Source organism: Peribacillus simplex NBRC 15720 = DSM 1321 (genome assembly GCF_002243645.1).
GTDB lineage: Bacteria > Bacillota > Bacilli > Bacillales > DSM-1321 > Peribacillus > Peribacillus simplex.
The window spans coordinates 4,370,268-4,393,414 of record NZ_CP017704.1; the positions used below are offsets into that span (position 1 = coordinate 4,370,268).

Below are 23,147 nucleotides of genomic sequence, written 5' to 3' on the forward strand. Positions count from 1 at the left end.
TTGATGAAAAAAGGGTGGATAATAGGAATAGTCGTTGTCGTTTTACTGGTCATTTATGGGGCATCTTCGTACAACGGCCTTGTAAGTGCCAATGAAGACGTCGACAATAAATGGTCACAGGTGGATAACCAATTGAAACGAAGAGCGGATTTGATTCCGAATCTTGTCGAAACGGTGAAGGGTTATGCTTCGCATGAAACGGAAGCCATTAAAGCGGTGAGTGATGCACGCTCGAAGCTGGCCGGTGCCAATTCGACTGAAGATAAGATTGATGCTGATCAAGAATTAAGTGGGGCATTGAGCCGTCTTTTGGTGGTTGTCGAGAACTATCCGGATTTAAAGGCCAATGAGAACTTTAAGGGTCTCATGGATAGTTTGGAAGGAACGGAAAATCGGCTGACGGTAGCTCGAAAAGACTATAATGATGAAGTTACCAACTATAATAAGATGATTAAACGATTTCCGAAGAATATGATGGCAGGAGCATTCGGGTTCGATGCCAAACCATATTTTGAAGTGACCGATCAAGAAAAAGAAACGCCAAAGGTTGATTTCGGGAGCGATAAATAATGAAAAAACTCGCTGTGTTTGCGCTAATCTTCATTCTCACGTGCAGTTTAGCAAACGTGGTCGCAGCACAACCTAACATCCCTGAACCAGTCGGGGATATATATGTTCAGGACTTCGCCGGAGTCCTGGATGATCAGGAAAAATCCGAACTCATCGAACTTGGGAAACGATTGGATGATGCCACAAAAGCACAAATTTCCGTTTTGACGGTTGATTCGATGGAAGGATCCGAGATCGAGGAGTACTCGGTCGAGGCATTGAGATCATTCAAGCTTGGTGATGCCGAGCTGAACAATGGAGTCCTCATTGTTCTGGCCATGGAAGAACAGAAAATCCGTATTGAAGTGGGTTACGGTTTGGAAGGGGCCATTACCGATATAAAATCTGGACAGATTTTGGACAATGTGGCTATCCCTGCGCTGAAAGAGGGTAAATATGATGTTGCCCTGACGGAAACCTATAAGGCCGTATATAACGATGTCACGAAAGAATACAACCTAGGTGACGAGTTTTATCAAGATCTCTCCGTTCAGCCTGAGTCAGAAAACTTTCAGCCATCAGGTTTACAGATTTTCCTCTTTATCATCGTAGTCATCATCGTATTCATCCTCGATGCCAAGTTCTTTAAAGGATTTTTCCTTCAAATGCTAATCAATATCCTTTTGATAATCATCAGTCGCGGAGGCGGCGGTGGCCGTGGAGGCGGCAGCGGCGGTCCACGGGGCGGCGGCGGAGGAAGTTCCGGTGGCGGAGGTGCCAGCAGGGGATGGTAAAACAGGTGAATCAGACCGGGAAACCGGTCTTTTTTTTATGCCTGTTCCCTGTATTTCCGGAAGATCGAGCAACAATGGAAAACCTTTCAGCACATCTATTTTCAGCAGAAAAGAGATAATAAGAATGTTCGGAAAGGCGGGATGACCTTGCGGACGTTTTCATTATTGAAAGGAATGCCGGTTTTTACAATCAAAGGAGAAAGAGTCGGCACGGTCCACGATTTATCAATTTCTGAAATGGGTCAGGTAACAGGCTTGGTCGTTCATCAGCAAGCATTGTTCAAAAGAGCTTTTCATTTGAAACTTGACGATATTTCTTCATTCGGTCCAGATGGGATCGTCATCATGCAACAGGATTCAAGCTTAAGGAAAGTGCCTGCGGATTCCATATGCCTATCGAAGGACGAATTATTGGGACGCATGCTTTTTTCTGAAATGGGCGAAGAACTGGGTTTACTGCAGGATGTATATTTCAAGGAGAAAATGGGCACGATTATAGCGTATGAAACAACGGATGGGTTTTTCTCGGAGTCGACAGTGATAGAATCAAAACAGCCGCCTGCATTAGGGAAGGATACCATCATTGTTTCAGTTTATGAACAGTGAGGTGTCCATTTTGGAAATTAAATGTCCGAATTGCCGCAGTAAAGATGTTGGGAAGATTGGCGTGAATCAATATTATTGTTGGAATTGCTTTATTGAAATGACCTTATCCGAAGGCCTAATTAATACGCACCAAGTCGAGGAAGATGGAAGTTTAAGCTCATTGGACGATTTGTTTGAGGAAAATGACCGCCGCTTCAGTATGTAATTTAACGGAAGAGGTGTTTGCAATGGCTAGACGTTCACGCAATACTCTAATGAATATGGGTTCGGACTTGATGAACTCGAAGATGATCAAACGGAATATGAAGAAAATACGCAAAAGATTAAAGTCATTATTATAGCGGGAATGGGTGTCCTGATAATGAGGGCACCTTTTTTATGTATGAAAACCTTCCGCCTTTCGAAGAATAAATGAGCGGGAGGTGTTTATAGTGAGTATTCGTCTAAAGTGGTTTTATCGCCTGGGTTTTTTATTGCTCTTATTTTTCGTTATCTATATTTTTATGAAACTTAAGCCCCTGTGGGGACCTGCCTTTACTGTATGTGTGACGGTACTGTTGCCTTTTTTGATTGGTGCGTTCATTAGTTACTTGCTGCATCCTGTAGTGGAATATTTAAATGAGAAAGGGATGCGTCGCTGGCTTTCGATTACGATTATCTATTTGTTGTTTTTCGGAGGAATCGGCTATGCTGTTTATAAAGGTATTCCAGTGATGGTCAGCCAGGTACGCGAGCTGTCGGAAAGCGTACCGGAACTGGTTGAACAGTATCAGGGCAGGATTGATAAACTCAACCATCAAACAGCGGCCTGGCCGTTCGGAATTCATGAAAGATTCGAAGAAGGTGTAACCCTTTTCGAAAATTGGCTGAAGCGTATACCTGAAAAGGCGATGGAGTATGCAATGAAGATGTTTGATTTCATCATCCTGATTGCATTGATTCCATTCATTGCTTTTTATATCCTGAAAGATTTCACTGTTTTAAAAAAAATGGCATGGTATATGACCCCGAAAAAATGGCGCAAGCAGGGACGGGCATTCGTTCGTGATGTGGATGCGTCACTTGGCGGATATATCCGCGGACAAATCATCGTCTGTGTCGTGATCGGTTTGATTTCCTCACTGCTCTTCTGGGTAGTCGGAATGCAATATCCGCTTCTATTGGGGGCGATAATCGGAATAACGAATGTCATTCCGTATTTCGGACCGATTATTGGAGCCATTCCAGCAGTGATCATCGCCGCGACAATGTCAGTTAAAATGGTGTTGATCATCGCGGTCATCGTGCTTGTACTTCAATTTCTTGAGGGGAATATCCTGTCGCCGCTCATAGTCGGCAAAAGCCTCCATATGCATCCGCTGTTCATCATGCTCGCATTATTGGCCGGAGGTGAAATAGGAGGTATCGCGGGCATGGTCCTTTCGATTCCCATCTTGGCTGTGTTGAAAGTTTTTGTACTTCATGCCCGCGTTCACTTTAGAAAGAAGCCGCCCCTTATTGACAAATAAAAGTCTTGTGAATATAATCCATTACATAAGATAATTCGTTGAAGGATGAAGTATGCTGAAGTCCATCTAAAAGAGAGGTGTCCCCCAGGCTGAAAGGGACTGCCAGGTGAAGAGCAGCAGAAAGCTAGTCCTGAGAGCAGCTAATACCTGCCGTCATGCCGCGTTAAGGCTTTTATGAAGGTGATGGGCCTGGGATGAATTCCTGCGTCCGTAATCAGGGTGGTACCGCGAGTCAACTCTCGTCCCTGTTTTTGGGATGGGGGTTTTTTGTGTGCTCAAAATTACATAATTTTAAAAGGAGGATATATATATGAAGTATTTAACTGGTGCTCAAATCCGCCAAATGTATTTAGATTTTTTTAGTGAAAAAGGCCATAACATCGAACCAAGTGCGTCATTGGTTCCTCATGAAGATCCATCATTGCTATGGATCAATTCCGGGGTGGCGACGTTAAAGAAATATTTTGATGGACGTGTGATCCCTGAAAATCCAAGGATTACAAATGCTCAAAAGGCCATCCGTACAAACGATATTGAAAACGTGGGGAAAACGGCACGTCATCATACGTTTTTCGAAATGCTCGGAAACTTCTCCATTGGTGAATATTTCAAAGAAGAAGCCATTACATGGGCCTGGGAATTTTTGACGGATGAAAAATGGATTGGGTTCGACAAAGAGAAATTAGCTGTGACGATCCATCCTGAAGATGATGAAGCATTCGAACTCTGGAATAAGAAAATCGGTGTTCCTGCTGAAAGGATCATTCGCCTGGAAGAAAACTTCTGGGATATCGGTGAGGGTCCAAGCGGCCCGAATACAGAGATTTTCTATGACCGCGGACCAGCTTATGGCGATGATCCGAATGATCCGGAACTATATCCAGGCGGGGAAAATGAACGGCATCTAGAAGTCTGGAATCTTGTGTTTTCTCAATTCAACCATAATCCTGACGGTTCTTACACACCGCTTCCAAAGAAAAATATCGATACAGGCATGGGCCTTGAACGTATGGCTTCCGTCGTTCAAGATGTGGCTACGAACTATGATACAGATTTATTCATGCCAATCATCCGGGCAGTCGAAGAGATTTCCGATGTGAAGTATGGTGTTGATTCAGAAAAAGATGTTGCATTCAAGGTCATTGCCGACCATATTCGTACGGTAGCCTTTGCAGTAGGTGACGGGGCTCTTCCATCCAACGAAGGCCGCGGTTATGTACTGCGCCGTTTACTCCGCAGAGCGGTTCGATATGCTAAGCAAATCAACATCAATCGACCATTCATGTTCGAGCTTGTGACGGTCGTAGGCGAAATCATGAAAGACTTCTACCCTGAAGTCCTCAAGAATAAAGAGTTCATTGCAAAAGTAATCAAAAATGAAGAGGAACGCTTCCATGAAACTCTAAATGATGGACTGTCCATCCTTTCTGAAGTCATTAAAAAGGAAAAGGAAAAAGGCGGCACGACCATTCCGGGCAGTGATGCATTCCGTTTATATGACACATATGGTTTCCCAATTGAGTTAACGGAAGAATATGCAGAAGAAGAAGGCATGACGGTCGATCAAGCTGGATTTGAAAAAGAGATGGATGCACAGCGTGAACGTGCCCGTTCAGCGCGTCAAGATGTTGATTCCATGCAAATCCAAGGCGGGGTATTGGGCGATATTAAAGTTGAGAGTGAATTTGTCGGCTATGATCAAGTTGCTGTTGAAGCCAAAGTTGCTGCCATCATAAAAAATGGCGAGCTTGTAACGGAGGCACAAGAAGGAGAAGAAGTTCAAGTGATACTGAACAAGACTCCTTTCTACGCGGAAAGCGGCGGACAAATAGCCGATATAGGAACGATGGCCAGTGAATCCGTGAAGGTTGATGTCCATGATGTCCAAAAAGCTCCGAATGGCCAAAATCTGCACCGTGTAACAGTTACTGCCGGCACTTTAACATCAGATTCCAATATCGTTGCTACAGTAAATCAAGAAAATCGCATCCATATCACGAAAAATCATACAGCGACGCATCTTCTGCATCAAGCGTTGAAAGATGTGCTTGGTACACATGTCAACCAAGCTGGTTCACTTGTACAGGCTGAGCGCCTTCGCTTCGATTTCTCTCATTTTGGCCAGATAACGGCGGAAGAGATTGAACAAATCGAAACGATTGTAAATGAAAAGATTTGGCAAAGCTTACAAGTGAATACGGACTATAAAAACATCGAAGAAGCCAAAGCTATGGGCGCAATGGCCTTGTTCGGCGAAAAATACGGCAAGATTGTCCGTGTCGTTCAAATAGGCGATTACAGTCTTGAACTATGCGGCGGTGTCCACGTTCCGAATACAGCGGTAATCGGCTTGTTCAAAATCGTTTCCGAAAGCGGCATCGGTGCAGGGACTCGCCGTATAGAAGCGGTAACGGGTGCCGGGGCATACAAATTGATGACTGATCAAATCGGTGTCTTGAAAGACGCGGCTGCTAAATTGAAAACGAACTTGAAAGATGTACCTTCAAGAATTGAAACGGTTCTAGCTGAGGTGAAGGATCTTCATCGTGAGAATGAAAGCCTTACTGCAAAATTAAGTAATATCGAAGCAAGCAGCCTTGTTTCTAACGTAAAAGACGTAAATGGCGTTCAAGTATTGGTGGCAAAGGTTCAAGCTACCGATATGAATAATCTGCGTGCCATGGCGGATGATTTGAAACAAAAGCTTGATTCTGTCATTATCGTATTAGGTTCGGCCCAAGGTGATAAAGTCAATTTGATTGCCGGGGTGACTAAGGATTACATCGACCGCGGTTTCCATGCTGGTAAATTGGTCAAAGAAGTTGCTTCCCGTTGCGGCGGTGGCGGTGGCGGACGTCCAGATATGGCCCAAGCCGGCGGAAAAGACCCTGAAAAATTGGATGCAGCACTTAATTTTGTTGAAGAATGGGTCTTATCGATTTCATAATCAATGGAAAGTGTTGTACAATGTAGGTAATAGTGGATTCTGGACGCTGAGGAGAGGTGCATGTTAATGAGTTCCTTTGATAAAACGATGAAATTTAATTTTCCCGAAGAACCATTCGAAAGAGATGTACAAGAAGTATTGTCTCAAGTTTATGTTGCACTTCAGGAAAAAGGTTATAACCCGATAAACCAGATTGTCGGATATCTATTATCTGGTGACCCGGCCTACATCCCGCGCCATATGGATGCTCGAAACATTATTCGTAAGCTTGAACGCGATGAAATCATCGAAGAATTGGTTAAGTCGTATCTTAAGAACCATCGAGAGGAATACTAATGCGCACAATGGGACTTGATTTAGGTTCAAAAACCATCGGCGTTGCCGTGAGTGACGCGATGGGTTGGACTGCACAAGGATTGGAAACGATCAAAATTAACGAAGCTGGAAATGACTTCGGCTTTAAACGCCTCAATGAAATTATAAAAGAGCATGATGTTTCTAAAATTGTCCTCGGTTTACCTAAAAACATGAATGGGACTGTTGGACCGCGAGGCGAGATCAGCCAAGATTTCGCTAAACGATTAGAAAACAAATTCAAGCTGCCGGTGTTTCTCTGGGATGAACGGTTGACAACTATGGCGGCTGAACGTGTCCTTCTTGAGGCGGACGTGAGCCGAAGCAAACGCAAGAAAGTCATTGATAAAATGGCAGCTGTCATGATTCTGCAAGGATTCTTGGACAGACAAACAAATTCTTTATGAGGTGAATACAAATGGAACACGGCGAAAACAACATTACAGTAGTAGATGAAAACGGAAACGAGCAGCTTTGCGAAATCCTTTTCACATTCGATTCAGATAAATTCAACAAATCTTATGTACTTTACTATCCGATGTCTGCAGAAGATGATGAGGAAGAAATTGAAATCCACGCTTCATCATTCGTACCAAGCGAAGATAATAAAGATGGTGAACTTACACCGATCGAAACAGAAGAAGAATGGGATCTTGTCGAAGAAATGTTAAATACATTCCTTGACCAAGAAGAAGCAGAAGAAGAATAAGATTAGAAAAAAACCGGCCCCTAAAGGTCGGTTTTTTCATTTATGTACCAGTAACCCCTTATCTTTTCTCTGCGAATAAAAGTATAAATGTAGCGAGCGGACCCAAAAATAATGATAGCAAAAACCAATTCAACGCCGTTCTATTTTTACCTTGAGCAAGTCCGGCGTTTATGAGTGCCAATGTCCCCCAACCTACAAAATAAGAATTATCCAACTCCTTCACACCTTTCTTCATTTTAAATTAATAATACCATTCCTACATGGATATTCCTGTCATCGCCTGAAATGCCTAACACATGCAGGAAACAAATTTGAGTGCATTTTTTTAAGCTGAAGAAATAAGATATCACTATTTTCCTATTAAATAATACCTGCATATTGACAAAACCAGTGCGTTTTTGCCATAAATAGAGTATTGATGAATGTAGTTTTGCAAAAAACATGTAATTATTTGTTGATTTTAGTATAATGTTCGAAGCAAAGATTAATTAGAGAAAGCATCACCTAGAAACCATTCTGTAGTTGGTGTGAGTTTGCAGGGGGAATGAAAATGGATGAAAAAGATAAAAATTTATCTAAAAAGGAACATATCCGAATGAAATTGTTAGAACAGCAAGGAGAAGCCAAGCTGGTTCGTAAAATCATCATGATTACGATAGCTTCGCTTATTTTACTAATTGGGATAGTTGGTCTTGTCGGCTTTTTATATATCAACTCAGCCATGAAACCAGTCGATCCAGATGATGACACCATCAAGAAAGTGAAAATCCCAATCGGTTCTACCGTTAACGGAATTTCAACACTGCTTGAAGAGCAGGGAATAATCAAGGACGCACGCGTATTTAAATATTATATTAAATTCCGCAATGAATCCGGTTTTCAGGCAGGGGAGTATAAATTATCACCTTCCATGCCAATTGAAGATATCGTCACAAGCATCAAAACCGGAAAACTCATGAAGGAAGCTGCAATGAAGATAACGATTCCTGAAGGAAAGCAGCTTATCCAAATTGCCGATATCATCGCAGTGAAGACGGGTGAAGACCCGAAAAAGGTCTTTAAGAAATTGAATGATAAGAAGTTCGTAAATTCCATGCAAGAGAAATTTCCGCAGCTCTTGACCTCGGAAATTGAAAATGAAAAGGTTTTATATCCGCTTGAAGGGTACCTTTTCCCAGCTACTTATGACTTTTATGAGGAAAAGCCGACCCTGGAATCGATCGTCATCGAGATGCTGAAGAAAACGGAAGAGACATTGCAGGCTTACGAGAGCCAAATGGACAAGAACGATTATTCCGTACATCAGATGCTGACCTTCGCTTCGCTTGTTGAGGAAGAGGCGACGGCACAAGTCGATCGCGGAAAGATAGCATCCGTCTTTTACAATCGTATTGAGGAAGATATGCCGCTTCAAACGGATCCGACCGTTTTGTATGCAAAGGGATCACATAAGAGCAGGGTGTATTATAAAGACCTTGAGGTAAAATCCCCTTATAATACGTATAAGAACAAGGGGCTGCCGCCAGGGCCGATTGCCAATGCTGGAACGACATCGATCGATGCGGTACTGAAACCTGAGAAAACGGATTATCTGTACTTTTTGGCAACACCTGAAGGGGAAGTCCTTTACTCCAAGACCTTGGATGACCACAATAACAAAAAGGCAGAGCATATTTCCAATAAATAAAAAAAATGCAATGAGACTGAGGGGGGGAGAGATATTACTTTCCCCTTGTTTTTATGATAGAATAGTACAAGTGAATTTTTGATCCGATTTTTATCGGTGACGTAACTCGGCGAATGCCGGGTTTTATTTTGAAAGATAAGGAAATGTAGATCGTCAAGCATACTTGTTTCAGCTCCTTGTGAAGAAATTGTCCAATCAATTTTTTCATGTTACTGACCAAGCGCTTTTGTTTTCCTTATAATTGGAGGAAACGTTTTGAACGGAAAAATAGAACAATATCTTCATTCCTTAATTCCGGAGCGTACGGGTTTGCTTAAGGAGTTGGAAGATTTTGCGATGGAAAATAGTGTGCCAATCATGGAGCCTGAAGGCATTGAGGTGCTGCTTCAGATTTTAAGGCTTCATCAGCCAAAGGCGATATTGGAAGTAGGTTCGGCGATTGGCTATTCGGCCATAAGGATGGCTGAGACCCTTCCAGAAGCTCGAATCGTCACACTTGAACGGAATGAAGCCCGTATTGAGCAGGCAAGAGCTAACTTTAAGAAGGCGGGACTGTCGGATAGGATTACCCTCATTGAAGGGGATGCCCTTGAAGCGGGGCCGAAAGTGATGGAACATGGTCCGTTTGATATCATCTTCGTTGATGCAGCTAAAGGGCAGTACAAGCGATTCTTTGAACTGTTTGAACCATTCCTTGCTGGTGCTGGCATTATCATTACAGATAATGTTTTATTCAAAGGCCTGGTTGCCGAAAACATTGAAGAAATGGAAATGACGAGAAGAAAGCGAGCTCTCATCAAAAAAATCAGAGATTTTAACATCTGGTTACATGACCATCCAAATTTCGATACCGTAATTTTGCCGATTGGTGATGGTGTGGCCATTAGTAAACATAGAGGTGACAAAAATGAAAAAGCCTGAATTACTTGTGACTCCGACAAGTGTCGATCATATAAGAGAACTCATCGATGCTGGCGCTGACGCCTTCGTCATTGGCGAACAACGTTATGCGCTTAGGCTGGCAGGGGAGTTCAAACGTGAAGATGTAGAGAAGGCGATTGAGCTTGCACATGCCGCGGGAAAGAAAGTATACGTATCCATGAACGCCATTTTTCATAATGAAAAAGTGGACGAGCTTGAAGGGTATGTAACTTTCCTTAAGCAGGCGGGTGCCGATCGGATCATATTCGGTGATCCCGCAGTCTTAATGGCTGTCCGTGCCGTGGCACCTGATATGCCCCTGCACTGGAACACAGAGATGACGGTAACGAACTGGTACACATGTAATTATTGGGGGAAACGCGGTGCTGTCCGTGCCGTGGCTGCCCGTGAGATAAGTCTGGACGAGATAGTGGAAATGAAGGAAAATGCCGAAGTGGAGATTGAAGTGCAAGTGCACGGCATGACATGCATGTTCCAATCGAAGCGTACTCTCCTAGGTAATTACTTTGAATACCAAGGCAAGGCATTGGAAGTGGAAAATCGGAAGGAACATAGAAATATGTTCTTGCATGATAACGAACGTGAAAATAAATACCCGATTTATGAAGATGAAAATGGTACACATATCATGAGTCCGAATGATATGTGCATGATTGATGAACTTCAGGAATTGATTGAAGCGGAAATTGATTCGCTGAAAATCGAAGGGGTATTACAAACACCGGAATATATCATGGAAATGACAAAGTTATATCGGGAAGCGATTGACGTATGTGCTGAAGACCCTGACCGGTATGATGATTTGAAATCGGAACTTTTTGAAAAAGTCAAAGCGGTTCAGCCGGATAGCCGTGAGTTGGATACCGGGTTCTTCTTTAAAGAATCGGTTTATTAAAGAAAAGGGTAAGAGAAAGAGGAGGAATAGCCTTGAATGCTATTGCTGATAAAATTTCCAAGATCGTTGATGGAAAGAGAGTCATTGTAAAAAAACCGGAATTGCTGGCTCCTGCCGGCAATCTGGAAAAATTAAAAATTGCCGTTCATTACGGCGCGGATGCCGTGTTCATTGGCGGTCAGGAATATGGTCTTCGTTCCAATGCCGGCAACTTCACGTTTGAGGAAATGAAGGAAGGCGTCGAATTCGCTAAAAAGTATGGTGCTAAAGTATATGTAACCACAAATATATTCGCACATAATGAAAATATCGATGGTCTGGATGAATATCTGGAAGGACTTCAGGAGGCTGGGGTTCATGGTATCATCGTCGCCGATCCATTAATCATCGAAACCTGTAAACGGGTCGCTCCGAACGTCGAGATCCATTTAAGCACACAGCAATCGCTATCGAACTGGAAGGCTGTTCAGTATTGGAAAGAGGAAGGCTTGGAGCGTGTTGTTTTGGCACGTGAGACGAGTGCTGATGAAATCCGTGAAATGAAGGAGCAGGTCGATATCGAAATCGAAGCTTTCGTTCACGGGGCCATGTGCATTGCCTATTCTGGACGCTGCACCCTTTCGAACCATATGACTGCGCGTGATTCGAACCGCGGCGGCTGCTGTCAGTCTTGCCGTTGGGATTATGATTTATATGAGTTGGATCAAGACGGGGAAAAGGCTTTATTCGATAAAGAAGATGCTCCATTCGCAATGAGTCCAAAAGACTTGAAGCTAATTGAATCACTGCCAGGCATGATTGAAATTGGCATAGATAGCCTGAAAGTCGAAGGAAGAATGAAGTCCATTCACTATATCGCTACAGTTGTCAGCGTCTATCGTAAAGTGATTGATGCGTATTGTGCCGATCCGGACAATTTCAAGATTAAACAAGAATGGCTGGAAGAGCTTGATAAGTGTGCAAACCGTGAGACGGCATCATCGTTCATGGAAGGGGAAATTCCTGGGTATAAACAGCAAATGTTCGGGAATCATACCGTAAAGACTCGCTTCGACTTCGCTGGATTGGTACTTGATTACGACGAGGAAACTAAAATCGTTACCATGCAGCAACGTAACTTCTTCAAGCCTGGGGATGAAGTGGAGTTTTTTGGACCGGAAATCGAAAACTTCACTCAAAAAATCGGTACGATCTGGGATGAGTCAGGTAAGGAGCTGGAGGCAGCCCGCCATCCGCTTCAAATTGTCCGCATTCAAGTAGATAATAGAGTTTATGTGAACAATATGATGCGGAAGGAGAATTGACATGACAGGAAAGAAACCAGTGGTCATCGGAGTTACAGGAGGGTCGGGATCAGGTAAAACAAGTGTTACCCGTTCCATTTTTGAATTCTTTCAAGGACATTCCATCTTGATGATCGAACAAGATTATTACTATAAAGATCAAAGTCATCTGCCTTTTGAAGAGCGCTTGAAAACGAACTATGATCATCCGCTTGCATTTGATAATGATTTGCTAATCGATCATCTTAACGCATTGCTGCGCTATGAAACGATAGAAAAACCCGTTTATGATTATTCAATCCATACGCGTTCCGAAGAGATCATCACAGTTGAGCCCCAGGATGTCATCATCCTTGAAGGGATTCTTGTTCTGGAGGATGAGCGCCTCCGAGACCTGATGGATATGAAGTTATATGTCGATACGGACGCAGACTTGCGGATCCTTCGTCGGATGACCCGTGATATAAAAGAACGAGGCCGTTCCATAGATTCCGTCATCGAACAATACATTAGTGTAGTCCGTCCGATGCATAATCAGTTCATAGAACCGACGAAGCGTTATGCCGACATTATCATTCCAGAAGGCGGTCAGAACCATGTGGCGATTGACCTTATGGTGACAAAAATTCAAACAATCCTTGAACAAAAGTCTTTTTTGTAATAACATAGCATAAATAATGATAGGTGCTATTTTCCATCGTTTATTTAAATAATCCCATTTATTTGTTGGGAAAGACTGGACAAATGTTGGAAAACGCAATACTCTATTCTTGATACAGAACGAACCGGCTGCTCACCGCAGTCGGTTTATATACTAAGGAACGGATTGTTTCTTAGTATCGAAGCGCGTACTTTTTAAGTCGCGCAATTATATATTTTGACTCGATTTCAGGGTTAAGCACTATATAGTACATAAACTTGTCACAGCGAATGCTTGCTGTAAGAATTTGAAGGAGTGAAGGGTTTTGGCAATTGAAAAAGAATATCCAATGACTAAAGAAGGTAAGTTAAAGCTTGAACAGGAACTGGAACAGTTAAAAACGGTTAAACGTAAAGAAGTGGTGGAAAGAATCAAAATCGCCCGCAGTTTTGGGGACCTTTCCGAGAACTCAGAGTACGATTCCGCAAAAGAAGAGCAGGCTTTCGTTGAAGGACGCATTACAACAATCGAAAACATGATCCGTAATGCAAAAATCATTGAAGGCAATGATACGAATACAGATACAGTTTCACTTGGAAAGTCGGTAACATTCGTGGAACTTCCAAATGGTGACGAAGAAACATATTCTATCGTAGGAAGCGTTGAAGCGGATCCTTTCGAAGGGAAAATCTCCAATGATTCCCCAATCGCGAAAAGCCTGATAGGGAAAAGGGTCGGCGACAAGGTATCGATCATGACACCTGGCGGCGAAATGAGCGTCAAGATTGTTTCCATCAGCTAATTAAATGCAAAAGAGGATGTCCATGGGGGCATCCTCTTTTTTATCGGAAAAATTGTTCGTAATTGTTTAAAAATTCGCACGTCGTCAACAATGGGTACGAGGTGTATTTTATGAAAAAGAAACGAATGAGGTTGCTGGCTCTTTTTTTGACCACTTTTATGCTGATGCTCATAGGCAGGCTTGCCTACATCCAACTTGTATCGACAGAATCTTTTTCAAAGCATGATGTGAACCTGTTAGAAGCAAGCGTGAATCAGCGTTCACAGATATTAAAGATTGATGATGGACGCGGAAAGTTTTATGACAGAAATGGGGAACCGCTTGCACATGAAGAAATCCCAACGCTCGTCCTATTTCCATTTTTGAAAAAAATGACATGGCCTATAGATGAAGTGGCCTCGATTATAGACAAATCGGAAGCGGAGTTAAAACGGGCGATAGAACAAGCGGATGAACCATTCGTCTTTGGCGGGGATGATCCGATAGAGTTGACGTCCAGCCAATCGAAGGCAATCAATGAATTGAAGATTCCGGGGGTCTTTGCCGTGAACGAGAAATTATATCATGATCAAACCCCTGCAGCGCAATTGATTGGAACGACGAATATATCTGATGCGGAAAAGAAAAAACGTTATCCGGACATGAATTTATCTCCTGAAACGAAAATAGGCAATACGGGGCTGCAAAGGACTTTCGATGAGTTCTTGCTTTCCGCAGGTGAATCAAAGCTCGTTTTTCATGTGGACGCCAGTGGAGGCCCAATGTTCGGTGTCGATGTTAAATATGTGGAACCTGCGAATCCGCTTTACCCGGTGAAGGTCGTGACGACGATCGATAAAGAAATTCAGGAGAAAGCGGAGAAACTCGTCGATGAACGCGGGATAAAAAAAGGCGGTCTCGTACTGATCGATATTGAAAAAAGTGAAATCGTCGCCATGGTATCACGTCCGGCGCTTAATATAAAAGATCCGAATGGCGAAGGGGCCGTCAATATGATGCTGACTCAAAAAACGCCGGGTTCCGTCTTTAAAACGGTCACGGCAGCAGCGGCCATCGATTATGAAGCGGCTAGTCCCACCCGGACATTTAATTGTAATTTGACGATAGACGGCAAAACGGATAAACAGAGGGAACTGGGCATGCTTAATTTTGAAAATAGCTTTGCCCAAAGCTGCAACAGGACATTTGCCGAATTGTCACAGGAAATAGCTGAAAAGGATCCGGAGTTTTTGGATAAATATGCAAAAATGTTAGGGTTGGTTGGTGAAACGGGCTGGCAAGGGGACGTCTATCACACCGAAGTTACTCAATTGCATCATGAACAAACCGGGAAGGTCTGGCATGATGACGATTTAAAAAAAGATCCCAAAATGATTGCCAAAACAGCAATTGGCCAGCAGGATGTCCAAACGACACCATTAGCGATAGCGAATATGATGGCTACGATTGCCCGCGGCGGCAAGAAGGAACAGGTCAAAGCCGTTTCCAAGGTCGAATTTAACAATAGTACGACCGTAGTCGACTTTCCCAATCAAAGTATTGGCGGCGAAACACTGTCTCCATATACAACGATGAAGATGCAGCATCTTCTTAGGAAGGTCGTGACGGAAGAGAAAGGGACTGGCGCTTCCTTGAGAGATTTGCCTGTTGAAGTCGCTGGCAAGTCTGGAACAGCTCAGACCAATATCGAAAAAGGGGAGCTCAATAAATGGTTTGCGGGCTACTTTCCATATAAAAATCCCAAATATGCTCTTGTTACCGTAAGTTTTGAAACGAAGGAAAACAGTTCCAGCATGACGCCTCTTTTTTCAGATATTGTAAAAGTCCTGTACTCCAAGGACCAGGACAATAGCGAGAATTGACGAAAAGAGTAGGAAACCCTTCCCTTCTATATCTGGCTAAATCATGTTAAAATGAGGCAGTAAGAAATGGTAAGGGAGGAATGGACCTTGGGCTCACGTTTCAATCAGAGAGATCAAAAAAGAAAAGTAAATAAAATATATAATATTGCAATCACCATCGTTTCCATTTTAATCGTCATTGTCGCAGTCACGATTTTCTTAAGTGATGATGGCACCGAATCAAAAAAAGCCACGACTGAACCAAAGCAAATCGCCGAGACAGATAAGGGGAAAGAAGTGGACAAACCTGCTGGCAAAGAGGAAGAAACGGATTCAGAGAAAGAAGACGCAGTAGGAGATAGTGAAGCAACAGAAGAAGATGCAGAAAAAGTAGAAGATGCAGAAAAAGAAGATAGTAAAGCAACAGAGGAAGATGCAGAAGATGATGCAGATTCAGAAAAAGCAGGAGATGCCGAACTTGTGGAAGTGGAAGGCAGCGGCGATGGCAATGTTGCGTCTACATATACAAGTGAGGGCTGGAAACCAGTAGGAACTGAGCAATCCGGAGAGCACACTACAAGCTTTGACAAGGACTCGGTCGATTGGAATGAAATGAGTAAAGCCATAGCAAGTGGAGCTGGAATCGATGAAGGCAGCATGAAGATATGGTGGCTGCAAAACGGTGGTTCGTCCACCACGGCAATCGGTACCGTTTCTGAAGGAGATAATCCTAAAACCTTCCGCGTTTATATTGAATGGGTGGACGGATCAGGTTGGAAACCTGTAAAAGTCGAAGAGCTGAAGACAAACGATAAAAGGTAATGGTCAAAAATTTATAAACAAAAAACCCCCGAAAGGAATTCCACTTTTCGGGGGTTTTTCATGGTGATCATTTTTTTGCTTTAAAGTGGACGACTGCACTATAAAAACGTCTGCCTTCTTCACTTACATACATTTGGTGTGATACGGATTCCACCTGAAGCATTATCGCTTTATTGATTTCAATTTGTGATTGAATTTTTTCTTCAAGATTCTTAATGCTTTCTGCCTCGAAAAATTCTATTTTATCTTCGAATAAGTTTAAGTCGAGTTGAAAACTCATGACTGTTCCCCTCCAACATTCAGATACTGTTAGTTTAACACCATTTTGGCCGAATCTGAACCTAATGAATTTGCCTAAAAACAAGAACTGTTTCTGTGTTTATTTCATATTATGCTTATAGGTTTTATTATCTTATCATAAAAGGTGATTAAAAATGGGCAGAGAATTTATAGATTTATTTGAAGAATGGTCGAAATCGTATGATGATACTGTTGGTGGACACGATATTGAGTATCAAGAGGTTTTTAAACATTATGATAGCATATTGGACAGCGTCACGGATCGGGCTCATGGTCATGTGCTGGAGTTTGGAGTAGGTACCGGGAATTTGACGGAAAGGCTCTTGAATAAAGGTCTAAAAGTATCGGGAATAGAACCTTCACCCGCGATGAGGGAAATAGCGGTAAGCAAGCTGCGCGGAAAAACAGAAATTGTAGATGGCGATTTTATCGATTTTCCGAAGCCGGAACAGGTTGATTCGATCGTAAGTACGTACGCGTTTCATCATTTAACCGATGAAGAAAAAGAAAAAGCGATAGTCAACTATGGAAAGTTACTGAATACTGGTGGTAAAATAGTGTTTGCGGATACGATGTATCAATCAAGGGAAGCGCATGAACGAGCGATTCAAGATGCAAGGCAGGCAGGCTTTCATAATTTGGCGAACGATTTGCAAACGGAATATTATACTACGATTCCTTTTTTGGGAAAAGTGCTTGAAGAAAATGGATATAAAGTGAACTTCGAGCGCTGCAATCAATTTGTCTGGATTATGGAGGCGGAAAAATTATAGGAAGAGGTTTTTACTAATGAAAGTAGCCATAATCGGAGCAATGGAAGAAGAAGTTACGATTTTACGTGATAAATTGGAAGGTTTGGAGCAGGTGAACATTGCCGGTTCCGAGTTCAATACAGGCACACTGAATGGTGTCGAGGTCATTTTGCTTAAATCGGGAATCGGTAAAGTGAATGCAGCAATGTCCACTGCGATCCTGTTAGAAAAATTCAAACCGGATGCTGTCATCAATACTGGCTCAGCCGGCGGTTATCATCCAGCACTTAATGTAGGGGATGTGGTCATATCGACGGAAGTACGGCACCATGATGTCGATGTGACGATTTTTGGATATGAGTACGGTCAAGTCCCTCAGCTGCCTGCAGCTTTCATCCCGGATGAAAAGCTTTTCGCAATCGCAGAAGAAGCAGCAAAAGAAATCGAGGATATACAAGTGGCGAAAGGGTTGATCGTGACGGGGGATTCTTTCATGAATGATCCTGTCAGGGTTGAATTCGTCAGAGGGAAATTCTCTGATTTATACGCGGTGGAAATGGAAGCGGCAGCCATTGCACAGGTAGCCTTCCAATTCAAAACACCGTTTGTCATCATTCGTTCCCTTTCGGATATTGCAGGTAAGGAGTCGAATATTTCCTTTGATAAATTCCTGGAAACAGCGGCTCTTCATTCAGCGGCACTGATTTTGAAAATGGTTGAAAAAATGAAATGAATGGTAAGTGATCAGCGGAAGCCTTTCTGCTGATCATTCTTTATTGCATAATCCTTATTAAATTGGTAGGATAACTATGAAAGGATGTCGAATATGAAAGTCTTTCAAAACATTCATGAGTTGATAGGGGAAACGCCGATGATGGAAATCACCCATTTCCCGCTTCCGGATGAAGTCCGTATATTTGCCAAACTGGAATACTTTAATCCGGGAGGCAGTGTGAAGGATCGGCTTGGTCAAGAACTGTTAGCCCAAGCATTAAAGACAGGGAAGGTGAAAAAGGGCGGGACGATCATCGAACCGACTGCCGGAAATACTGGAATTGGCTTGGCGTTGGCTGCGATAAACAGTGGAGTGGACGTGATATTTTGCGTTCCGGAGAAATTCAGTGCCGAGAAACAGGAATTGATGCGTGCCCTTGGAGCGAATGTGATCCAGACCCCGACAGAGGAAGGGATGACAGGAGCAATCTCCAAGGCTAAGGCACTGCTGGCTGAAATTCCGGGATCTTATTGTCCCCAGCAGTTCGCCAACCCATCCAATCCTGATGCATATTATAAAACGCTGGGACCTGAAATATGGGAACAGATGGAAGGTGATGTGGATGTGTTTGTTGCCGGTGCCGGGACGGGCGGGACATTCATGGGAACATCGCGATATATAAAAGAAAAGAACGCTGCTGTCAAAACGGTCATTGTCGAACCAGAAGGATCGATTTTAAATGGCGGCAAAGCAGGACCCCATAAAACAGAGGGGATCGGGATGGAATTTTTACCTGCCTATATGGATGAAACGTATTTTGATCAAATCCATACGATAAGCGATCGTGACGCTTTCCATATGGTAAAGGAATTGGCGATTAAAGAAGGCCTTCTTGTCGGGAGTTCTTCCGGCGCGGCATTTGCAGCGGCCATGAAAGAAGCAGCCAGGGCTTCCCGGGGGTCGAATATCGTCGTCATATTTCCGGATTCCAGTGAACGATACTTAAGCAAAAAAATTTATCAGGGAGGTATGTAAAATGAGAAAAAAAACACAATTGATCCATGGCGGCATTTTTGGTGATGAAAAAACAGGAGCGGTTTCGGTGCCGATTTATCAAGTGAGCACCTATAAACAGGATGGGCCGGGGAATCATCGGGGATATGAATATTCCCGTACGGGCAACCCAACCCGCCATGCCCTCGAAGAGTTGATCAAGGATCTCGAAGAAGGAAAAAGAGGTTTCGCCTTCGGATCTGGAATGGCAGCGATGACCGCGGTCATGATGCTGTTTAGTCAAGGTGATCATGTATTGATGACCGATGACGTTTATGGAGGGTCTTTCCGGGTCATCACTAAAGTGCTTAACCGCTTCGGGGTGGAAGCTACGTTCATCAATACGAGTGACATACACTCAATCGAAAAAGAGATAAGGGACAATACGAAGGCATTGTTCATTGAAACCCCGACGAATCCATTATTGAAAATCACCGATCTGGAAGAAGTATCAAAAATAGCTAAAGAAAACGGCATCCTCACCATTGTGGATAATACCTTCAGTACGCCATATTGGCAAAATCCACTTACACTTGGAGCCGATATCGTGCTTCATAGCGCTACGAAGTACCTGGGGGGACACAGCGATGTTGTAGCGGGTCTTGTCGTGGTGAATGATGAAAAACTTGGCAATGACCTTCATTTCATCCAAAACTCTACAGGAGGCGTGCTAGGGCCCCAGGATTCATGGTTGCTGATGCGAGGCATTAAAACGCTGGGAATCAGGATGGAAGAACATGAAAAAAATACATCTGAAATCGTACGTTTCCTATCCGGGCATAAAGATGTTTCGAAAATCTATTACCCAGGTCTTGAAAACCACCCAAATCATGATATTGCCAAAAAACAATCGCGTGGATTCGGTGGTATGGTTTCATTTGATGTCGGCAGTGCCGAAAAAGCCGAGTCCGTTTTGAATAAAGTGAGATTCTTTACACTTGCGGAAAGTCTGGGGGCGGTGGAGAGCTTAATTTCCATTCCGGCCTTGATGACACATGCTTCCATTCCGGCTGAGCGCCGTGCAGAGCTTGGAATAACCGATGGGTTGATTCGCATTTCAGTTGGTCTGGAAGATGTAGAAGACTTATTGGAAGACTTGGAACAAGCGCTACAAGGATAATCGGGGAGGGATCGCTTCAAAGCTGACTGCCATTATTTACACCCTGTCATTTGGAATAAATATGGTAGAATGAGATATCGATATCTTATTAGCTTGAAAGAAGGTGGAATGGCATGAAAAACCGCAAAAAACAAACGGCGGCAATGCTGCGTTCGAAAATGGTCGATTTCAAACAATTTGCGATCACTTTGTTATGCGTGGGTTCGTTCTTCTATTTAGGAACCATCCTTCCCTCTGGCGACAAAGCGATGATTGACACATATGTCTATATGGGAGCGACAATAATGTTCCTGGGCATATCCATAGTATTTTTCCGATTATCCAAAAAATATAAAAAGATCTTGGCCGAAATGGATGACCAGGACTCTTTACAACAATAGAAGCAAACCTGATTCTTTAAAAGAATCAGGTTTTTTTGTTTTTCAGACGTTGTTGCCCTTACAGGGGAAGATTTATCATACTACTTGCCTCCTTTAAGGTAATAATCGCTCTTGAAAATGGGTAAAAAGATAGAAATTTCAAAAAAATGGGCAAAAGCCGTTTACAAATATTGAATTTATGGATATACTTACCAAGTAATAAAAAATATTCCAAAGGAGGTCGAAGAAAATGACATTGTATCTATATGGAGTCGCCACTATTAGCCGGTCCGTTTCAAATGACAATCACATACCATTCGACCTGTGCCAAGCGGAATATTTCTAAAGCAATTTGGCTTTATTAATCATTCAGACATAGCGGCCGCAGGGAGAAGTGTTTTATCCTGCGGCCTTTTTATATTTTCTAAAAAATCCCGCAGGAGGACGTAACTTTCTGCGGCCTTTTTATGCCTTTTTGTTGGGCCGCTCCCTTAAAGGAGGTGATATTATGACACTGAATATGCTTTTTTTCACAATCACGATTAAAATGAAAAAAATGACTGCCGAGGAATGTTTGCAACAGGAGAGAATCCACAAGATTCGAGAAGAACATCTAGATAAAGCGATGAAGCATCGTCCTTTTTTCTAAAAATATACGAGGTTGGTATCCCGTTTCATAAAAATAAATTCAAGAAAGGTGGAGGTTAAAATGATGAACTTGTTATACGTAAAAGGAGAGAAGCGTTGCTATTGGCAGGAGAAGGATACCGGCTAACGGATTTGCCGGTGCATTGCCAGCATTGTCATGGTTGTATGTTTATATATAGTGGAAAAGGCCATTGGAAACATGAAAAATTGAAGGGATGTTGATTAATGGTCATGACGTAGATTAACTCGGAACTGCAACATTAGAAATGAATATGTAAAATGGAAAACTCGGCACTCGGGCCGAGTTTTTTCTTTGCCTGAATCAGCAGCACGGACCTGATCCTCCATAACCAAATCCACATCCCGGCAACCACCAAAACCCGAAAATGAGCAATAAAATCAAGAGGACAATAAACAGGCCATAACCAAAGCCGTAACCGGACCCTGCATAACAAGGAGCCGGATAACCATAGCTGCATCCGTATGGTCCATAGTTATATCCCATTGTAAAAACCCCCTTTCCCTAAAAATTCCCCTATCAATATATGAACATTTGCCTTCGTTCGTTTGGGAATTCATCCAAGCTGGTTTGAACATTTTACACTTTCATGATTTCTTTTAGTGGGACAGACACGAACAAGCCCAATGTTGCATAGGTATGAATAGGGAAGCCAAAGAAACGGGGGATGAAACCAATGCCCGGAATACTTACAGTTGTCGGTTATATTATCAAAGAATTTTACTTATTCGTTTCCTATGTGAAAAACAACGCTTTTCCCCAGCCCTTGTCATCTCAGGATGAAAAGAAATATCTGAAGCTTATGAGTGAGGGAGACGGTGATGCCCGTAACATCCTGATCGAGCATAATCTCAGGCTTGTTGCCCATATCGTCAAGAAATTCGAGAATACGGGCGAAGATACAGAGGATTTGATTTCGATTGGGACAATTGGTTTGATAAAGGCCATTGAGAGTTATTCGGATGGGAAGGGTACGAAGCTGGCCACATATGCGGCGCGATGCATTGAGAATGAAATCTTGATGCATTTACGAGCGACAAAGAAAACGAAGAAAGATATTTCCCTGCATGATCCGATCGGTCAAGATAAAGAAGGAAATGAAATCAGTTTAATCGATGTACTGAAATCGGAATCGGAAGATGTCATCGATACGATTCAGCTCAATATGGAAATTGAAAAAGTGAAAAAGTATATTGATATTTTGGATGAACGCGAAAAGGAAGTCATTGTAGGCAGGTTCGGACTGGATTTGAAAAAGGAAAAAACCCAGAGGGAAATCGCTAAAGAGCTTGGCATTTCCCGCAGTTATGTATCAAGGATCGAAAAACGTGCCTTGATGAAGATGTTCCACGAATTTTACAGAGCAGAAAAAGAGAAGGAAAAGAAAGCTAAAGGATAGGAATGGTAAAAGTCAAAGAGAGTGCGGGGAAATTTCCCCGCACTCTTTATTTTAAGATTTATTTCTGATCAAATCTGCAAATGCATGATAAATCTCGATCCCCTGAAAAAGGAACAGACGTGAAGCGGTTAAAGAAAAGACCCCTACCATAATTAATCGGAACCACATATGAATCACTCCTCCATTTTATTTATTTATAAAATGTCAGAGCGTAAGGCTACGTAATTCGCCTGAAAAAAAACCGGGCTGAGATATCGTTGGCGAAGATTTGAGTGAAAATATAGAAAACTTAAAATGGAAAATTCGAAAATGAGAATAATGATAAGTGACTGCCAGGAACTAAAGGAAGGCACGAAAGGCTGTTTCTTGTCTGCCTTATCCCAATGATGAACATCGGTATGTT

The 23,147-nt window shown here is 42.7% G+C and carries 27 protein-coding genes; 24 read left to right on the top strand and 3 right to left on the bottom strand.

Annotated elements, in window-relative coordinates; genetic code table 11:
* The 9 genes from BS1321_RS21030 to BS1321_RS21070 all read left to right on the top strand — a co-directional run bounded on the left by BS1321_RS21030 (position 1) and on the right by BS1321_RS21070 (position 7,467).
* Positions 1-570 (top strand): LemA family protein, encoded by a 570-nt coding sequence (locus tag BS1321_RS21030; protein ID WP_411836499.1) that lies wholly within the window; start codon positions 1-3, stop codon positions 568-570.
* Positions 570-1,343, top strand: a complete 774-nt coding sequence (locus BS1321_RS21035; protein WP_063232957.1) for a TPM domain-containing protein — start codon at positions 570-572, stop codon at positions 1,341-1,343. Before BS1321_RS21030 ends, BS1321_RS21035 begins: the two co-directional genes overlap by 1 nt.
* 147 nt (positions 1,344-1,490) lie before the next feature.
* Positions 1,491-1,949 (top strand): PRC-barrel domain-containing protein, encoded by a 459-nt coding sequence (locus tag BS1321_RS21040; protein WP_063232958.1) that lies wholly within the window; start codon positions 1,491-1,493, stop codon positions 1,947-1,949.
* Positions 1,939-2,154 carry a hypothetical protein gene (locus tag BS1321_RS21045; RefSeq protein ID WP_063233024.1) on the top strand — a complete coding sequence of 72 codons (216 nt, stop codon included), beginning with the start codon at positions 1,939-1,941 and terminating at the stop codon, positions 2,152-2,154. Before BS1321_RS21040 ends, BS1321_RS21045 begins: the two co-directional genes overlap by 11 nt.
* A gap of 226 nt (positions 2,155-2,380) precedes the next feature.
* Positions 2,381-3,457 carry an AI-2E family transporter gene (locus BS1321_RS21050; RefSeq protein ID WP_063232959.1) on the top strand — a complete coding sequence of 359 codons (1,077 nt, stop codon included), beginning with the start codon at positions 2,381-2,383 and terminating at the stop codon, positions 3,455-3,457.
* Positions 3,458-3,767: 310 nt separating this feature from the next.
* A complete protein-coding gene (gene alaS, locus BS1321_RS21055) occupies positions 3,768-6,404 on the top strand; it encodes an alanine--tRNA ligase (protein WP_063232960.1) in 2,637 nt (878 codons plus the stop codon).
* Positions 6,405-6,470: 66 nt separating this feature from the next.
* Positions 6,471-6,740, top strand: coding sequence for an IreB family regulatory phosphoprotein (locus tag BS1321_RS21060; protein WP_034311358.1), 270 nt, complete (start codon positions 6,471-6,473; stop codon positions 6,738-6,740).
* Positions 6,740-7,165 carry a Holliday junction resolvase RuvX gene (gene ruvX / locus BS1321_RS21065; RefSeq protein ID WP_063232961.1) on the top strand — a complete coding sequence of 142 codons (426 nt, stop codon included), beginning with the start codon at positions 6,740-6,742 and terminating at the stop codon, positions 7,163-7,165. The genes BS1321_RS21060 and ruvX overlap by 1 nt, the downstream gene beginning before the upstream one ends.
* 11 nt (positions 7,166-7,176) lie before the next feature.
* Complete coding sequence (locus tag BS1321_RS21070) at positions 7,177-7,467, top strand: DUF1292 domain-containing protein (protein ID WP_063232962.1); 291 nt, start codon at positions 7,177-7,179, stop codon at positions 7,465-7,467.
* 58 nt (positions 7,468-7,525) lie between these two features.
* On the opposite strand, the gene BS1321_RS27925 is transcribed toward BS1321_RS21070, so the two are convergent.
* Positions 7,526-7,681 carry a hypothetical protein gene (locus BS1321_RS27925; protein WP_169803977.1) on the bottom strand — a complete coding sequence of 52 codons (156 nt, stop codon included), beginning with the start codon at positions 7,679-7,681 and terminating at the stop codon, positions 7,526-7,528.
* 336 nt (positions 7,682-8,017) lie between these two features.
* Here BS1321_RS27925 and mltG point away from each other — a divergent pair, with 336 nt between their 5' ends.
* The 8 genes from mltG to BS1321_RS21110 all read left to right on the top strand — a co-directional run bounded on the left by mltG (position 8,018) and on the right by BS1321_RS21110 (position 16,379).
* Entirely contained in the window at positions 8,018-9,154 is a 1,137-nt protein-coding gene (mltG, locus tag BS1321_RS21075) for an endolytic transglycosylase MltG (protein WP_063232963.1), read from the top strand.
* Between the two features lie 255 nt (positions 9,155-9,409).
* On the top strand, positions 9,410-10,075 hold the full coding sequence (locus BS1321_RS21080; protein ID WP_081112895.1) for an O-methyltransferase: 666 nt from the start codon (positions 9,410-9,412) through the stop codon (positions 10,073-10,075).
* Complete coding sequence (locus BS1321_RS21085; protein ID WP_063232965.1) at positions 10,062-10,991, top strand: peptidase U32 family protein; 930 nt, start codon at positions 10,062-10,064, stop codon at positions 10,989-10,991. The genes BS1321_RS21080 and BS1321_RS21085 overlap by 14 nt, the downstream gene beginning before the upstream one ends.
* A gap of 32 nt (positions 10,992-11,023) precedes the next feature.
* Complete coding sequence (locus BS1321_RS21090) at positions 11,024-12,295, top strand: peptidase U32 family protein (RefSeq protein WP_063232966.1); 1,272 nt, start codon at positions 11,024-11,026, stop codon at positions 12,293-12,295.
* Between the two features lies 1 nt (position 12,296).
* Positions 12,297-12,935, top strand: coding sequence for a uridine kinase (gene udk, locus BS1321_RS21095; RefSeq protein WP_063232967.1), 639 nt, complete (start codon positions 12,297-12,299; stop codon positions 12,933-12,935).
* A 304-nt stretch (positions 12,936-13,239) separates the two neighbouring features.
* The gene (gene greA, locus BS1321_RS21100; RefSeq protein WP_063232968.1) at positions 13,240-13,716 is read left to right on the top strand and encodes a transcription elongation factor GreA; all 477 of its coding nucleotides are present in this window, start codon (positions 13,240-13,242) and stop codon (positions 13,714-13,716) included.
* Between the two features lie 110 nt (positions 13,717-13,826).
* A complete protein-coding gene (locus tag BS1321_RS21105) occupies positions 13,827-15,578 on the top strand; it encodes a peptidoglycan D,D-transpeptidase FtsI family protein (RefSeq protein ID WP_063232969.1) in 1,752 nt (583 codons plus the stop codon).
* 87 nt (positions 15,579-15,665) lie between these two features.
* The gene (locus BS1321_RS21110) at positions 15,666-16,379 is read left to right on the top strand and encodes a YrrS family protein (protein WP_063232970.1); all 714 of its coding nucleotides are present in this window, start codon (positions 15,666-15,668) and stop codon (positions 16,377-16,379) included.
* Between the two features lie 67 nt (positions 16,380-16,446).
* Here BS1321_RS21110 and BS1321_RS21115 read toward each other — a convergent pair whose 3' ends face one another.
* A complete protein-coding gene (locus tag BS1321_RS21115; RefSeq protein WP_048682770.1) occupies positions 16,447-16,659 on the bottom strand; it encodes a DUF2536 family protein in 213 nt (70 codons plus the stop codon).
* A gap of 154 nt (positions 16,660-16,813) precedes the next feature.
* Between BS1321_RS21115 and BS1321_RS21120 the strand changes: the two genes are divergently transcribed.
* From BS1321_RS21120 to BS1321_RS21145, 6 genes are all read left to right on the top strand, one after another.
* A complete protein-coding gene (locus BS1321_RS21120) occupies positions 16,814-17,452 on the top strand; it encodes a class I SAM-dependent DNA methyltransferase (RefSeq protein ID WP_063232971.1) in 639 nt (212 codons plus the stop codon).
* Between the two features lie 16 nt (positions 17,453-17,468).
* Entirely contained in the window at positions 17,469-18,164 is a 696-nt protein-coding gene (gene mtnN / locus BS1321_RS21125; RefSeq protein WP_063232972.1) for a 5'-methylthioadenosine/S-adenosylhomocysteine nucleosidase, read from the top strand.
* 93 nt (positions 18,165-18,257) lie between these two features.
* The gene (locus BS1321_RS21130; RefSeq protein WP_063232973.1) at positions 18,258-19,181 is read left to right on the top strand and encodes a PLP-dependent cysteine synthase family protein; all 924 of its coding nucleotides are present in this window, start codon (positions 18,258-18,260) and stop codon (positions 19,179-19,181) included.
* A 1-nt stretch (position 19,182) separates the two neighbouring features.
* Positions 19,183-20,319 (top strand): bifunctional cystathionine gamma-lyase/homocysteine desulfhydrase, encoded by a 1,137-nt coding sequence (locus BS1321_RS21135; RefSeq protein WP_063232974.1) that lies wholly within the window; start codon positions 19,183-19,185, stop codon positions 20,317-20,319.
* Between the two features lie 113 nt (positions 20,320-20,432).
* Complete coding sequence (locus BS1321_RS21140; RefSeq protein WP_069981698.1) at positions 20,433-20,699, top strand: YrhC family protein; 267 nt, start codon at positions 20,433-20,435, stop codon at positions 20,697-20,699.
* Positions 20,700-21,186: 487 nt separating this feature from the next.
* Positions 21,187-21,327 carry a YrzI family small protein gene (locus BS1321_RS21145; protein ID WP_072273247.1) on the top strand — a complete coding sequence of 47 codons (141 nt, stop codon included), beginning with the start codon at positions 21,187-21,189 and terminating at the stop codon, positions 21,325-21,327.
* A 321-nt stretch (positions 21,328-21,648) separates the two neighbouring features.
* Here BS1321_RS21145 and BS1321_RS21150 read toward each other — a convergent pair whose 3' ends face one another.
* Complete coding sequence (locus tag BS1321_RS21150; RefSeq protein WP_063232975.1) at positions 21,649-21,831, bottom strand: hypothetical protein; 183 nt, start codon at positions 21,829-21,831, stop codon at positions 21,649-21,651.
* A 190-nt stretch (positions 21,832-22,021) separates the two neighbouring features.
* Between BS1321_RS21150 and sigK the strand changes: the two genes are divergently transcribed.
* Complete coding sequence (gene sigK / locus BS1321_RS21155; RefSeq protein WP_034308596.1) at positions 22,022-22,744, top strand: RNA polymerase sporulation sigma factor SigK; 723 nt, start codon at positions 22,022-22,024, stop codon at positions 22,742-22,744.
* Positions 22,745-23,147: the final 403 nt, after the last annotated feature.

Coding starts and splice junctions, on each gene's coding strand:
- BS1321_RS21085 (WP_063232965.1), top strand. CDS start 10,062: ATGAAAAAGCCTGAATTACTTGTGACTCCGACAAGTGTCGATCATATA.
- alaS (WP_063232960.1), top strand. CDS start 3,768: ATGAAGTATTTAACTGGTGCTCAAATCCGCCAAATGTATTTAGATTTT.
- BS1321_RS21145 (WP_072273247.1), top strand. CDS start 21,187: ATGACACTGAATATGCTTTTTTTCACAATCACGATTAAAATGAAAAAA.
- BS1321_RS21035 (WP_063232957.1), top strand. CDS start 570: ATGAAAAAACTCGCTGTGTTTGCGCTAATCTTCATTCTCACGTGCAGT.
- BS1321_RS21060 (WP_034311358.1), top strand. CDS start 6,471: ATGAGTTCCTTTGATAAAACGATGAAATTTAATTTTCCCGAAGAACCA.
- BS1321_RS21120 (WP_063232971.1), top strand. CDS start 16,814: ATGGGCAGAGAATTTATAGATTTATTTGAAGAATGGTCGAAATCGTAT.
- BS1321_RS21105 (WP_063232969.1), top strand. CDS start 13,827: ATGAAAAAGAAACGAATGAGGTTGCTGGCTCTTTTTTTGACCACTTTT.
- udk (WP_063232967.1), top strand. CDS start 12,297: ATGACAGGAAAGAAACCAGTGGTCATCGGAGTTACAGGAGGGTCGGGA.
- mltG (WP_063232963.1), top strand. CDS start 8,018: ATGGATGAAAAAGATAAAAATTTATCTAAAAAGGAACATATCCGAATG.
- mtnN (WP_063232972.1), top strand. CDS start 17,469: ATGAAAGTAGCCATAATCGGAGCAATGGAAGAAGAAGTTACGATTTTA.
- BS1321_RS21135 (WP_063232974.1), top strand. CDS start 19,183: ATGAGAAAAAAAACACAATTGATCCATGGCGGCATTTTTGGTGATGAA.
- BS1321_RS21045 (WP_063233024.1), top strand. CDS start 1,939: ATGAACAGTGAGGTGTCCATTTTGGAAATTAAATGTCCGAATTGCCGC.
- BS1321_RS21115 (WP_048682770.1), bottom strand. CDS start 16,659: ATGAGTTTTCAACTCGACTTAAACTTATTCGAAGATAAAATAGAATTT.
- BS1321_RS21150 (WP_063232975.1), bottom strand. CDS start 21,831: ATGGGATATAACTATGGACCATACGGATGCAGCTATGGTTATCCGGCT.
- sigK (WP_034308596.1), top strand. CDS start 22,022: ATGCCCGGAATACTTACAGTTGTCGGTTATATTATCAAAGAATTTTAC.
- BS1321_RS21070 (WP_063232962.1), top strand. CDS start 7,177: ATGGAACACGGCGAAAACAACATTACAGTAGTAGATGAAAACGGAAAC.
- BS1321_RS21130 (WP_063232973.1), top strand. CDS start 18,258: ATGAAAGTCTTTCAAAACATTCATGAGTTGATAGGGGAAACGCCGATG.
- BS1321_RS21140 (WP_069981698.1), top strand. CDS start 20,433: ATGAAAAACCGCAAAAAACAAACGGCGGCAATGCTGCGTTCGAAAATG.
- ruvX (WP_063232961.1), top strand. CDS start 6,740: ATGCGCACAATGGGACTTGATTTAGGTTCAAAAACCATCGGCGTTGCC.